This window comes from Okeania sp. SIO2C9 (assembly GCF_010672455.1).
Taxonomy (GTDB): domain Bacteria; phylum Cyanobacteriota; class Cyanobacteriia; order Cyanobacteriales; family Microcoleaceae; genus Okeania.
Genome location: NZ_JAAHGO010000010.1, coordinates 195,117 through 207,929 on the forward strand (window position 1 = coordinate 195,117; position 12,813 = coordinate 207,929).

Annotated in this window: 16 protein-coding genes; 11 read left to right on the forward strand and 5 right to left on the reverse strand. The window is 37.8% G+C overall.

Annotated elements, in window-relative coordinates:
* Positions 1–290: 290 nt before the first annotated feature.
* From F6K23_RS09705 to ndhC, 3 genes are read right to left on the reverse strand one after another with little or no spacing between them, the layout of a single operon-like run.
* On the reverse strand, positions 291–794 hold the full coding sequence (locus tag F6K23_RS09705) for an NAD(P)H-quinone oxidoreductase subunit J (protein ID WP_293153950.1): 504 nt from the start codon (positions 792–794) through the stop codon (positions 291–293).
* A complete protein-coding gene (gene ndhK / locus F6K23_RS09710) occupies positions 787–1,509 on the reverse strand; it encodes a photosynthetic/respiratory NAD(P)H-quinone oxidoreductase subunit K (protein ID WP_293153953.1) in 723 nt (240 codons plus the stop codon). Before ndhK ends, F6K23_RS09705 begins: the two co-directional genes overlap by 8 nt.
* The gene (gene ndhC / locus F6K23_RS09715) at positions 1,500–1,862 is read right to left on the reverse strand and encodes a photosynthetic/respiratory NAD(P)H-quinone oxidoreductase subunit C (protein ID WP_293056801.1); all 363 of its coding nucleotides are present in this window, start codon (positions 1,860–1,862) and stop codon (positions 1,500–1,502) included. The genes ndhK and ndhC overlap by 10 nt, the downstream gene beginning before the upstream one ends.
* 514 nt (positions 1,863–2,376) lie before the next feature.
* Here ndhC and F6K23_RS09720 point away from each other — a divergent pair.
* Both F6K23_RS09720 and F6K23_RS09725 read left to right on the forward strand, forming a co-directional pair.
* Positions 2,377–3,060, forward strand: coding sequence for a transposase (locus F6K23_RS09720; protein WP_293153956.1), 684 nt, complete (start codon positions 2,377–2,379; stop codon positions 3,058–3,060).
* Positions 3,050–3,427 carry an IS200/IS605 family accessory protein TnpB-related protein gene (locus F6K23_RS09725; RefSeq protein WP_293153959.1) on the forward strand — a complete coding sequence of 126 codons (378 nt, stop codon included), beginning with the start codon at positions 3,050–3,052 and terminating at the stop codon, positions 3,425–3,427. Before F6K23_RS09720 ends, F6K23_RS09725 begins: the two co-directional genes overlap by 11 nt.
* 295 nt (positions 3,428–3,722) lie before the next feature.
* Here F6K23_RS09725 and F6K23_RS09730 read toward each other — a convergent pair whose 3' ends face one another.
* Entirely contained in the window at positions 3,723–3,866 is a 144-nt protein-coding gene (locus F6K23_RS09730) for a hypothetical protein (RefSeq protein WP_293088335.1), read from the reverse strand.
* A 1,340-nt stretch (positions 3,867–5,206) separates the two neighbouring features.
* On the opposite strand from F6K23_RS09730, the gene F6K23_RS09735 reads away from it, so the two are divergent.
* The 9 genes from F6K23_RS09735 to F6K23_RS09775 all read left to right on the forward strand — a co-directional run bounded on the left by F6K23_RS09735 (position 5,207) and on the right by F6K23_RS09775 (position 11,537).
* Positions 5,207–5,545 (forward strand): rubredoxin, encoded by a 339-nt coding sequence (locus tag F6K23_RS09735; protein ID WP_293153962.1) that lies wholly within the window; start codon positions 5,207–5,209, stop codon positions 5,543–5,545.
* Between the two features lie 33 nt (positions 5,546–5,578).
* Positions 5,579–6,592 (forward strand): photosynthesis system II assembly factor Ycf48, encoded by a 1,014-nt coding sequence (locus tag F6K23_RS09740; protein ID WP_293153965.1) that lies wholly within the window; start codon positions 5,579–5,581, stop codon positions 6,590–6,592.
* A gap of 367 nt (positions 6,593–6,959) precedes the next feature.
* Entirely contained in the window at positions 6,960–7,211 is a 252-nt protein-coding gene (psbE, locus tag F6K23_RS09745) for a cytochrome b559 subunit alpha (protein ID WP_287524506.1), read from the forward strand.
* 24 nt (positions 7,212–7,235) lie between these two features.
* Positions 7,236–7,370, forward strand: coding sequence for a cytochrome b559 subunit beta (gene psbF / locus F6K23_RS09750; protein WP_094677274.1), 135 nt, complete (start codon positions 7,236–7,238; stop codon positions 7,368–7,370).
* A gap of 9 nt (positions 7,371–7,379) precedes the next feature.
* Positions 7,380–7,505 carry a photosystem II reaction center protein L gene (locus tag F6K23_RS09755; protein WP_293056814.1) on the forward strand — a complete coding sequence of 42 codons (126 nt, stop codon included), beginning with the start codon at positions 7,380–7,382 and terminating at the stop codon, positions 7,503–7,505.
* A 165-nt stretch (positions 7,506–7,670) separates the two neighbouring features.
* Positions 7,671–7,793: a photosystem II reaction center protein J gene (locus F6K23_RS09760; protein ID WP_124147169.1), complete on the forward strand. Its 123-nt coding sequence runs from the start codon at positions 7,671–7,673 to the stop codon at positions 7,791–7,793.
* 212 nt (positions 7,794–8,005) lie between these two features.
* Positions 8,006–9,421, forward strand: a complete 1,416-nt coding sequence (locus F6K23_RS09765; protein ID WP_293153974.1) for a tetratricopeptide repeat protein — start codon at positions 8,006–8,008, stop codon at positions 9,419–9,421.
* A gap of 776 nt (positions 9,422–10,197) precedes the next feature.
* Positions 10,198–10,845: a fumarylacetoacetate hydrolase family protein gene (locus tag F6K23_RS09770; RefSeq protein ID WP_293153977.1), complete on the forward strand. Its 648-nt coding sequence runs from the start codon at positions 10,198–10,200 to the stop codon at positions 10,843–10,845.
* Between the two features lie 437 nt (positions 10,846–11,282).
* Positions 11,283–11,537, forward strand: a complete 255-nt coding sequence (locus F6K23_RS09775; protein WP_293154018.1) for a SemiSWEET transporter — start codon at positions 11,283–11,285, stop codon at positions 11,535–11,537.
* A gap of 1,098 nt (positions 11,538–12,635) precedes the next feature.
* On the opposite strand, the gene F6K23_RS09780 is transcribed toward F6K23_RS09775, so the two are convergent.
* The gene (locus F6K23_RS09780) at positions 12,636–12,809 is read right to left on the reverse strand and encodes a hypothetical protein (RefSeq protein ID WP_293154021.1); all 174 of its coding nucleotides are present in this window, start codon (positions 12,807–12,809) and stop codon (positions 12,636–12,638) included.
* Positions 12,810–12,813 lie beyond the last annotated feature (4 nt).

A 12,813-nucleotide genomic window follows, 5' to 3' on the forward strand; every position in this document is an offset into this window, starting at 1 on the left:
AGGCCATAAACAAAATTTAATTATTGAATCTTTTAGTAATATTAAGCACCCACCTAATCAAAAAATAGGGGGGTGCTATGGTGTCGGGACGTTATTAATCTATGACAAGTTCCAATTCCAGAGAAATTTTCTCCTATTTCCTGAAACCTTAAGAAAATAGATAGAAATTGACTTGAATGTAAATATTAAATCAAGCTAATTTTCTCTGTTTAATGTTTTTTTACCAATTGCCTAAAGGCTATTATTACTAATACTACTTAGGTCAAAAGGTCAAAGTTTCAACCTAAAATTTAGTAGGCATCTTGTAATTCATAGAATTCTGGAGAAATATAATCTTTACGCAATGGCCAACCAACCCAATCTTCAGACATCAAAATGCGTTTGAGATTAGGATGTCCTTCATAGATAAGGCCATACATATCATAGGATTCCCGCTCTTGAAAATCAGCCGATTTCCAGATCCAATAAACTGAAGGAAGTCTAGGATCGTCTCTGGGCACAAATACCTTTAAACGTAATTCTTCTGGTTGGTCTACATCGTCCTTAACCTTAACTAAGTGATAAACACTTACCAAGTCTTGTCCGGGACCTGCATCATAAGCACATTGACATTGTAGATAATTAAACCCATAAGCATATAAAGCTGTAGCTAAGGGAATTAAAAATTCTCTGTCAACTTTGATCATTTCTACTCCCAGATGATCTGGTTCTAGAAACTCATGCTCAAAGCCATTTTCTGTCAGCCATTTTGAAGTTTGACCTGCTTCAACTATTGGAGCTTCTGACTCAGCCACGATTTACCTCCTCTTTTTGTGCAGCTTGCAGTGCTGGTGGTATCGGCATACCTATTGCTTCTGTCAATTCTTTTGGTGGTGTTTCACGGTCTGATGTCTTTAGATACTTACCATTCAGAATTGGTTCAACCACTTTCATATTGTGTTTCACAGTGTAGTAGCGATGTACCTGCTGCAGTTGAGCACGTTCTTGCAAGGATTCATTCGCAACTTTTTTTCTCAGCTTAATGACGGCATCAATAATTGCTTCTGGACGTGGTGGACAACCAGGAATGTAAACATCTACTGGGATTAATTTATCTACCCCACGAACTGCTGTAGGTGAGTCCATACTAAACATCCCGCCAGTAATTGTACAAGCACCCATAGCAATTACATATTTAGGTTCTGGCATCTGCTCATAAAGACGCACCAACACTGGGGCATACTTCATGGTGATTGTACCCGCAGTAATTAGTAAGTCTGCTTGCCGAGGGCTAGACCGTGGCACTAAGCCAAAGCGGTCAAAGTCAAATCTAGAGCCGATCAGAGCTGCAAATTCAATGAAGCAGCAGGCTGTACCATACAGTAAAGGCCACAAGCTAGAAAGTCGTGCCCAGTTGTAAAGGTCATCAACTGTAGTTAAAACAACATTCTCTGAAAGTTCTTGAGTAACCTGGGGAGATTGCTCAATAGGATTAACAATTTTTTGGTTTTGATTAGGACTTAAGACCATTCCAAAGCTCCTTTACGCCATGCGTAGACTAAAGCAACAACTAAGATTGTAATGAAAATTAGGGCTTCTATGAATGCTAGAAGTCCCAACTGATGAAAGGCCACTGCCCAAGGATACAAAAATACTGTTTCTACATCAAAGATGACGAAGACGAGGGCAAACATATAGTAACGGATATTGAATTGTATCCAAGCTCCACCAATTGGTTCTACACCCGATTCATAAGTAGTTCGTCGCTCTGGGCCACGAGTTTTAGGCCGCAGTAGTTTGGACGCAGTTAAGGCAATAACTGGAACTAGGCTGCTAATTAGTAGGAAGCCTAGAAAATATTCGTAACCACTAAGAATAAACACAATTAACCTACATTTTTTAAGTAATTAGGACTCTTATCTGTGAACATTTTGACACTTTCCAGTCAAATTAAAGATTATAACGAGAGATTCTTTTTTTAGTGAGTGTTAGACTTGGATGCAAAAGCTGCCCTTTTTAACTCTCATCAGACCATATCCATCAACTTTTTCAGTTTGACTTTTACCTAAATAACACGGGAGCATGAAAGCCATCGTCTTTTAAGTGATGGATGAAAGGCTACTCGTCGGATTTTAATCCGATGTATTTTATTTTACCTTTACCGAAAAGCGACGTTGAAGGCCTCCGTGTTTGAACCGGGACATAAAAACAAGAGAGTTATTTGGACTAGACAACTACAGTTTTCCTCTGTTACTATGATCGACAATAACTTTTCAGTCCGCCCGTTTCCAATGTACTGTTGTCAGCAAGTTTTAATAGGTAAAAATCCTGAATTAATTGCTATCTTAAAATTCTTATGTGAACAGTCTCACAAACTAACTAACATGGGAATATATTATGGCAGACAATTATATTTTAAGTCTCACAAAACTCTGGGTAAGTATGACGCAGGAATTAGTCTACAAAAAGAATAACCATTACAAAGTTCTACATTCCCAAGCAGCACAACAAATATTGAGAACTGTAGCTGAATCATTTAAGTCTTATTATAGTCTAATTAAAGCCTACACAGAAGGAAAAATCTCAGACAAACCAAGGATTCCTAACTACAGAAAAAAAGGGGGAATGGCTACAGTTAGTTATCCTTCTCAAGCACTCAAACTCAAAGGTAATCAAATCAGAGTACCATTAGGCAATACCTGTAAACGCTGGTTTGGAGTAGATAGCTTTTATATTCCAATGCCTAGTATAAGAGCATTTTATACTCTCAAAGAACTGAGAATATTACCGAGGAACAAATGTTTTTATTGGGAATTTATCTATGAAAAAGAAGTAGTAGTTAAACCTCAATTAAATCAAGACAATGTATTAGGAATAGACCACGGTGTCAATAATTGGTTGACCTGTGTATCGAATGTGGGTACGAGTTTGATAGTAGATGGGAAACATCTCAAGTCAATGAATCGTTGGTACAACAAACAGATATCAACTATCAAAGAAAATCAACCGACTGGATTTTGGTCAAATAAACTAGCTGCCATTACAGAAAAGCGTAACCGTCAAATGCGATTTGGGTATTAATAAAGCGGCCAGAATAGTAATTAATCATTGTTTAAAAAATTCTATTGGTACAATTGCATTTGGTTGGAATAAAGGTCAGAAAAATCAAATAGATAATGGTCATAAAAATAATTCAGAATTTGTACCAATTCCCACAGCTAGACTCAAAGAAAGAATAGCTCAATTATGTGATGAGTATGGAATTATATTTATAGAAACTGAGGAAAGTTATACAAGTGTTGCTTCATTTTTAGATGGTGACAATCTACCTATTTATGGTGAGAAACCCAATGATTGGAAACCGTCAGGAAAGAGAATAAAGCGATGCAGCGCGGTCTTGGGGGTTTCCCCCATGAGCGACTGCATCAAGACAGCGTGGTTTGTATAGAAGTAGTAATAATTGGTTGATTAATGCAGACTGTAATGGGGCTGCAAATATAATCACAAAAGTAAGCAGAAAGCTGTAGGGGCGAACGGCCGTTCGCCCCTACTTAAGCCGACTGTGTAGGGGTACTTTGACTTGCCCCCAGAGAGTGTATCTTTGGTCAGCTAAGAATAGACGGAGCAACACCGATTTATCCTGTTGCGTAGTATCTACTCAGAATCCCCGTGACTTGAGTTCGGGGAGTAGTCAATGCCAGGTAGTTATTGACATCCTCCCCGGCCTAAAGGCGCGGGGATTCCTACTGAGCCGTAGCTCTTCGGCGGGTTGACGCTTCACAGGGTGCTGCTTCCTTGGCGGTAGTCTGATGCTTCCCTCCACGTCCGTTTAGAGTTTCCGAGTGCCCCCCGGCAACTAATAACAGTTTAGCATATATCCAATTCACTTGCAAATCAAATAAAAAGTCGCCCTACAAGGGCGAGGCTTTAAACCCAATTTTTCGGTCAAAGGATTTAAAACTTATTTATTTTTTGTTTTTTTGCTATTCTATCAATGCTCTGAAGGATTGCTCGCCTTACCATTACAATTTTTTTTTGTGATATCTGTCTCAAGGAAGGAAGGAAGTTATGGAAGGCAACCTCTGCAATCTTTGACTAGCATTAACACTTTCTTAAGCATAAATACTGATTGATTAAATTTTCTCCCTTTGGTTGTTTTTCTTAATTGGTCAAAATTTATCTCTCACTAAATAATAGGATTTAATTTCAATTATCAAAAATAATGTAGCAAAAACGAACTAGATAAGTTCTTGAAAAAAATATTATCTAATTCTGTTTTATATATAGAGGTATATCATTTTAACTACATTTATTTATTATTTTTTATTTGCTCTTAATTCTTGTTTATTCTTAATTTTTCACCTTTACTATTCTGGCATTACTTGATCGAATTGATATTAGATAAGTCCTTTTGCAACCTTTAAGCTATGGATAGGGTTTGCTGATTAATGATAAAAGTATTGATACAGCGTTTCCCGTTGTTATGAGGTACAAAATTTTAGGTTTGAGGGAACACCGGATCTGGGAACAGGGAACAGAAAAGAATAAAAAAAACTGTACCTCATAGCTTCGGAAACTGTTGTATATATAAGGTTTGAGAACTTTGAGGGTCGAATTGCAGTGCGCCTGTTTCAGTAGAAAATTCTTACAAAGAAGGAAGAAGGAAAAAAGTATTTTATAGTTAAAAACTTTAGTTATGGGTATAAAGCTCACTTAAAACAAATATGTATTTCAAGACACGTAGTGCGAGGAATACTGCGTCCTTGTTTTTAATCCCACGTTTTTAAACTTATGCTTTATAAAAATCTTTCTTAACATAAAACTTGACAAAATATGTAAGTTATGTATTTTTTAAAAAGTGTATTTAAAAATACATTTTTTTGAGAATTGTAGACAAGATTGTTGTCCCCCACACTCCCCACACTCCCCACAAGCTTTTCAGGAATTCCTTATAAGGGATAGGTTTTTAAATGTGGGTTCTTCTTCCTTCTTCATTCTTCCTTTTTCCCTCTTACTTTGTGAAAATTCTTACTCCTACCTCCTCGCTCATTTGAGTTATTCTACTAAAAATCTAATTCTTAAGTCAAAAGTCAAAATAAAAAAGCCAAAATTATATACATTCAAGTTGGGTATTAATCATTTGTCAATACTCATCTCCTCGAATTACACCAATTCTGTAATAATAATTAAAGATGTTCTCATAATTGCTATTCAATCTTTTGGAACTATGAGCGAGCAACTAACTGAGGCCACAGAGGAACAGGATCGGTATGAATGTCGAGCCTGTGGATATATATATGAACCGAAGAAGGGAAGTTCTAATGGTAATATTCCGCCCGGAACTGCTTTTTCAGATTTACCCTCTGGTTGGCGCTGTCCTGTTTGTACAGCAACTAAGGTTCAATTTGTGAATGTTGGACCAGCTGAAGGTCCTTCCGGATTCAAAGAAAACCTTGGATATGGTTTTGGTGTTAATACACTCACACCAAGCCAGAAAAATATCCTAATTTTTGGCGCTTTAGCCGCAGGATTTTTGTTTTTCTTGAGCTTATATGGTTTACGATAAGATGGCCTTAAGGCTAATTAATGATTTAATGTGATGCATTCAATAGTAAAGTTCTGGAAACAAATTTTCATAATATTAGCAGCAGTTATACTTTGTAGTGGCTGCAAAAATTCCTTTTTACCAGGAATGAGTTACAATCCCTGGGAAGTAGTTCAACTACCAACTGAGGCTAAGTTATTTGATATCGGATTTACAGGCAATCTTGACCATGGTTGGATTGTTGGTGGTAATGCTACTCTCTTAGAAACTACTGATGGTGGTAAAACTTGGCAACCTAAAAGTATTGATATAGAAGAAAGAGTTCGCTTGACTTCAGTGAGTTTTAATGGTAAAGAAGGGTGGATTTTAGGGCAGCCTTCTTTACTTCTACACACGGATGATGAAGGAGAGTCTTGGAATCAGATTCCTCTAAGTTCTAAATTGCCAGGTGCTCCTAATACTATTATTGCTCTTGGGCCTAATTCTGCTGAGATGACTACTGATGTGGGAGCTATCTATCGCACAGAAGATGGTGGCCAACATTGGCGCGCTCAAGTAGAGGATGCTGTGGGAGTAGTGAGAAATATTTCCCGTTCTCCTGATGGTAACTATATTGCTGTTTCGGCAAAGGGTAATTTTTACTCTAGTTGGGAACCAGGCCAAAGAGCTTGGACTCCTCATAATCGTCAAGACTCTCGCCGTTTGGAAAATATGGGGTTCACTGATGATGGTCGTTTATGGCTATTAGCACGAGGAGGTCAACTGCGGTTTAGCGATCCAGAAAATCCTGAAGAGTGGGGAGAAGCTATTGCTCCAGAATATGCCACAAGTTGGGGTTTATTAGATTTGGCTTATCGAACTCCTGATGAAATTTGGATTTCTGGTGGTAGTGGTAATTTACTTCGCAGTGTTGATGGCGGTCAGACTTGGGAAAAAGACCGTGATGTAGAGAATGTTCCAGAAAATTTCTACAAAATTGTTTTTATTAACCAAGATAAAGGTTTTATTCTTGGTCAAAGAGGAACTGTGTTGAAATACAATGGTTCAGCAGTTTCAGAAACTGCTTGAAGCTCAATACAATATGCGGTCAGACCCCGCGTCGGCGTCAGACGCAAGGGAATGCTGACCAAGAGATCAGAAAAAAATTCTTCCTGATAATTTTAATTGGGTAGTATTACTTCAGAAGGGAAAGTGCGATTTCTTGATGTTGTTTGAGTTGCTGAAAATTTAGACTGGATATGTTAAAATTGATCCCGTCTAACTAAGAGATAAAAATAACAGATATTAAAGAAGGCAAAAAGTTAGTCTATCTTTAGTTGTTAACAAAGACAAAAAACTCAAACCATTAATTAGTGATGGGATGAGGTGTTTAGAAAGGTTTTAAAACTATCATATTGAGATGATGGTTAGAAATAAATTTGGAGGATAAAATTAGATGGCTGGTGGCAGTACAGGTGAGCGTCCGTTTGGAGATATCATTACAAGTATTCGTTACTGGGTAATACACAGTATCACTATTCCAGCACTGTTTGTTGCAGGTTGGCTATTTGTAAGTACAGGTTTGGCTTACGACGTTTTTGGTACACCTAGACCTAACGAGTATTATACTGAGCAAAGGCAAGAATTACCAGTTGTATCAGACCGTTTTGAAGCTAAAAAACAAATTGATGAATTTATTGGTGAATAATTGAAAATTTAGGAGATTTTTATTATGACAAGCGGAAATCCAAATCAACCAGTTAGCTATCCAATTTTTACAGTTAGATGGTTAGCAGTTCATACCCTTGGCGTGCCTACAGTTTTCTTTTTAGGTGCCATCGCAGCTATGCAGTTTATTCAAAGATAGGAGTATATTATGCCTTTAGACCGCAGTGAAAATTCTAATAAACAACCAGTAGAGTTAAATCGTACTTCACTCTACCTTGGTCTATTATTAGTGTTTGTTCTTGGTATTCTGTTTTCGAGTTATTTCTTTAACTAATTTGAGAAATAAAACAGAGAAATTACTAATATTAAGTCACCCTATTGGGGTGACCTATTGTTAGTAAGATAGAGTAGAAAGTTAACAAGTATATTGTTGAGCAATTACCTTGTAGGTAAAAATTTTTTAGTACGAAGTAGTTTTGAAATAATGAGGTGAAATATTATGATGTCCGAACCAGGTAGAATTCCTTTATGGTTGGTTGCTACTGTTGCCGGAACTGGCGTACTTGTAGTTGTGGGTCTTTTCTTTTATGGTGCCTATGTTGGTGTAGGTTCTTCTTTATAAGAAAGATTTAAAGTTTGAATTGGTTAATAGTAAAATTTTACTATTTACTTTGTCTGATATTTTGCTGAATAATCCCACTCTCAAAAGAGTTGGATTATTTTTTTTAGAGGTATAGAAAAATCAAATATCTCCCAGCCGAGGATCTACGGCCCGGTAAGAATCTCCGTGCATAAAGGCCGGGGAGGATGTCAACCGATCAGATATACGTCAATATGAATAAATCAGATATCACAACTACTTCAGAATCAACATCCCATTTAGAAATAGCTATTGGGCAATACGCGACTAAGTTAGACCGGCTTGACTCCTCTGAAACTGAAGTAACCGAGACTAGGGTTTATGAAGTATTACTAGCCCGTGATGCTGTGGAGAATCTCTTGCGAAAACGGGTTGAGGGAACCGAGTCCCCCTTGGCTGAGTTAGTAGAGCTCGATCAACGCTTAAAAGTACACAACGATTTGATTGGGACAACTCTGAACCTGAAAAACTGGCGAGAAGTTTTGAACCCCCCGGAAACGGCTTGGTGGTGGTATTGTTGCCCAACCCCTGTTGTGAGTGTTTGGGATCGACTGGATTGGTTATGGAATACGCTAACGATAACCTCTCTGACGATGGTCGGGAGCCTTATGATTAATATCACCAATGCCATGTCAGCCGGGGGTGCTGTCCAATGGCCAGAAACTTTCATGACCTTGCTACAAGGAACGGGTCTTGCCCTAGTTGCCGGGGGAACCCTGACTTCAGCAGGCCAAGCTCAGGTTGAGAAACTGCTAGAAAAATTGAATATTCCACCGGAATTCCGTGCTGAGGCAACTTTGAGTATGGCAATTACCCTGCTGTTAATTTCCACCGGTATCTATAATGTGCTCCCCAAATATTTACTCTATTTAGGGACTCAGAACTATGAACGGGGGGAATTGCCGAAAGCGTTAATAAGGTTGACTCAGGCTAGTCAAATACAGCCGGATAATCCCGAAATTAATATTGCTTTGGGGAAGGTTTATGAATCTTTAAATGAGACTTCTAATGCGATGGCAGAGTATATCAAAGTCATCCCAGCAGGTTTGCCGGAGGCATTTAATTCTATGGGTCGTGTGATGATCGCTAAAAATCCGAAACGCGCGGAAGCCATACTGAGACTAGGGGTACAACGGGCTTTCATTCGCCGAAAATTGAACCAGGTTGCAGAAGAGGAGTCCGTTGATATGCGATATCAGTTTCGGACGAATTTAGGTTGGGCTTTGCTCCAACAAGAACGCTATGAAGAGGCTCGTGAAGAATTGCAAGCCGCTGTTCAATTTAATGAGCAATTCCCGGATAAGCAGTTGGGGAGTGGTATGGCCTCGTGTTTTTTGATCAAGGCGAATCTGGCTTTGGGAAATCAAACTGAAGCTATCGAAAATTGGCCAGCCTGTCGTAGTCAAGCTCATCCTAAATTTCTGAGTGAGTATCAGTGGATTATTGATAGTGGATTTTCTGAACTGGCTAACTGTTTGGATACTACATCGATTGTGGTTGGTCTAGAGGGTGTGAATATTCCTGAATTGATGACTCAACTAGAGATTTGTCTAAAACAACCTGAGTTTACTGTCGAACCTGATGAAAATCTCACACCGGCAGAGCAGTAAAGGCGATCCCCGCCCGCAAGTTAGGCTGGTGCTTCTTCCTCTGTGAAAAGGTTAAGTAATTTCCTGCCACAAAATTAAGATACCACCTGTGAGTAGCATTGAAGCCAAAATGCACCCTGTCCGTTTAATTCATGCGATCGCATTAACGCGCGTCAGAAGTCACAAGTCAGATAGGGGAGCCGTCGGATTGGCGACGTACAGAAGTTAACCCACCCCTAACCCCTCCCAGGAGGGGAGGAGAAGTAGGGGATTTGAGCAATTCTCCAAAAATATTTCGCCATTTCCCGGCGGGGTTGCGCGACCCATATTATTTTGATAAAAATCACCGAAGTTCAATGCTTCAAGATCAAGGATAATTCAGGGAATGAGTGCATTTTTCTGGCGATCGAATTTGTGTTTGCAGGAATAGACATCTTTAAAAGAGGGCGGCTAATATTTAGGGCTTGCTGAAAAAGTCTTATGGGTGAGGGTAGGAGACAGGAGACAGGAGACAGGAGACAGGAGAAATGGGAATTATAGAGGAGGTAGTCGGAAAAATTGAGGGACAATTTTTCTGCCATAGTCATTCCAAAATACTAGCTTTTTGCAGCTCTTGCCACCAAAAAGCTGGTACTTTTTTCAACCCAAAAACGCTAAAACCAATATCAGTCAATACTTTGATAATTAATCAGCAAGCCCTATTTAAATAAAGTAGGCAACTTGGGCAAGAGCATAGATTGGTGTTTCATTGTTACTCCTCCATGATATGATTACCTTGCATATCCTAATTTTCAACAATGAATTCTTTTACTATACCAAAGACAATAAGTTCAATTTATTGTGTAGGTCGTAATTATGGCGATCATGCAAAAGAGCTAAACAACCCAGTTCCCAAAGAACCGATAATTTTCACAAAATCCCCTGCCTGTGTTGTACCATTTGAAGGAAAGATATTTTTACCTCTTAATTTAGGACGATGCGATTATGAAACAGAGATTGCTATCCAACTTGGTACTGATTTGTATCAGGGGGATATAAACCAGGTCTTAGAAGCAGTTACTTATGTTGGTATTGCTCTAGATTTGACTCTTCGCGATAAGCAAAATGAGTTGAGGGCTAAAAAGTATCCTTGGGATCTAGCCAAAAGTTTTATAAATGCTTGTCCATTGTCAAAGTTTAGGAAGGTGGATCGTTTCACAGAATTAGAAGAACTTGAAATCAAACTTGAAGTAAACGGTGAAGTTCGTCAAAAAGGGTCTACCAAACAAATGTTATTTTCCATTCAAGACCTGCTCTGTTTCATTAGTCAGCAAATACCACTACGTTCGGGGGATATTATTTTAACTGGGACTCCAGCTAATGTTGGGCCTCTGAATAATAATGATTATTTGGTTGCTTTTCTCAATGGGGAAGCTATTGCGGAAGCTGAGATTATTAGAAATTGATGTAATTTTAAAGCAATTTTGGATAAGCACCAGTTACTCTTGAAATTTCGGCATTTACTAAGTTTTTTTAAAAGTAGTTGAACTTTGAGTTAAATTGTCTCATTATGAATAACTTTTTTCGTTAGTATAATATTGAACAAATTGACGATGTTTTCAGGATTAAAAAATCAGATAAATTGAACGAAGGCTATATATCGATCGATACCACAAATTTCAAATATGAGATATTTATGTTGAAGATATCAAGATAAATTTAGTTGAATTTAAGTGATTAATACTATATTAATTCAGGACTTAGGTAACGGCAATGATTATAGTTACAATACCAAAATAATCGGAAAATTATACGCTATATATAGCAGTGTTAAATAAGTCTTGTAGTTAACAAAAAAAACGATAAGTTTCAAGCAAAAGTATTAAAGTTATCAGCATCTATTATGAATTTAGTAACAGCTCTAGGACTACTAGCAGGCAGTTTAACAACTATTTCATTTTTACCTCAAGTTATCAAAACTTGGCGCACTCGATCCACAAAAGATATTTCCCTAGAAATGTTTGCTATTTTTTGTTCTGGTGTATTGATCTGGATAATTTATGGCATTCTGGTTAAAGATACACCAGTTATTTTTACTAATGTTGCTACACTGACTTTAGCTTCTCCGATTTTGTGGTTTAAACTAAAGTATAAATAACTCAATATAGTAATTTTCGCTTCAATTGAGATAAAAAATTGGAGTTTTTAGGTAACAGGTAACATAAAATATATCAGTTTAAATGTATCTTACATTTCTTGAGAAATGCTATATTCTATGATTACTTATAACTGAATATATCTACATAATGGGATTTAAACATTTTATGGTTGAAAAATGACTAAGAGTCAGTCTAGATAAGGAAATTAGGTCAATACCCTAAAAATGCCTAGAACCCTTGGTAATTAATGATTTATGTACTTTTTGAGGTAAAAGCCTTTTCCTGTCTATATTTGAGCCTATTTTCTACTTCTATTTTGTGTAATTCCCACTAATATCATGTCCAGTTCAATGCTTATAAATAAACGACGGAGGAGTCAGGAATCAGGAGGGAAGAAAGAAGAAGGAAGAATGAGGAATTGACATCTCCAGGGGTTGAAACACCCTGGATTCTGTGGGAAATCCACCCCCATTTGGGATAAATCCACATTTGCTTCAAGCCTGTCAACAGACTTCTAAACTCCTCGGCGTAAATCAAAAATTTAGCTGTGGGCTTACTTTTTTTATAGCTTTCACGAGTGGTTTTACTCAATATGTTGGAGCAATCTTCTCGCTGTCCTAGCTGCCTGCTTGCTTTTCCTGCGGAATGCGCTCGCATTCAGCCGTCGTAGGAAATCAATTCCCCGTCTCCTGTCCACCGGAATTTCACCGCAAAGCGCGGTCTTGTCATAGCGACAAACCTTGTTCTTACTTGCTATTTCTAGTATAGCAGAATTTTACTCCGGGTTAAAACCCGCGTGTCGTTATTCTGCCAGCCGTTAAAACGGGCGCTGCGTACTTCCTTCCGACGCTTTTTATGTTTTTTTCATCACTAATTATCCGGACATGATATAACATATTTAATACTGAATCCTTACTCTTCACTCCACCAATACCTGAATCTAATGCCATACCAATTATTTTTGCTTTTCCTAATAAATATACTGTAGGAATAATTAGTCTTGGTTATCAGATTGTTTAGGAAACTTTAGCAATTATTGACTGGTATTAGTGTTGTACATTACACTAGACAACTAAGCCAAATATTTCTTGAGAAAGTTAATTTAATTCTTTGTTGGCAAGTATCTTTAATATCACTGGGTGGTCTAAAAAAGCTTTATAACCAGACAAAACATTCATTTGAGTTGCTTTACCATTATAATTAATTTTGTCAAATGAACTACCCTTTCCCACGTTAGAAACCTTACAGCGCTTTTCAAATTGATGAACCACATCT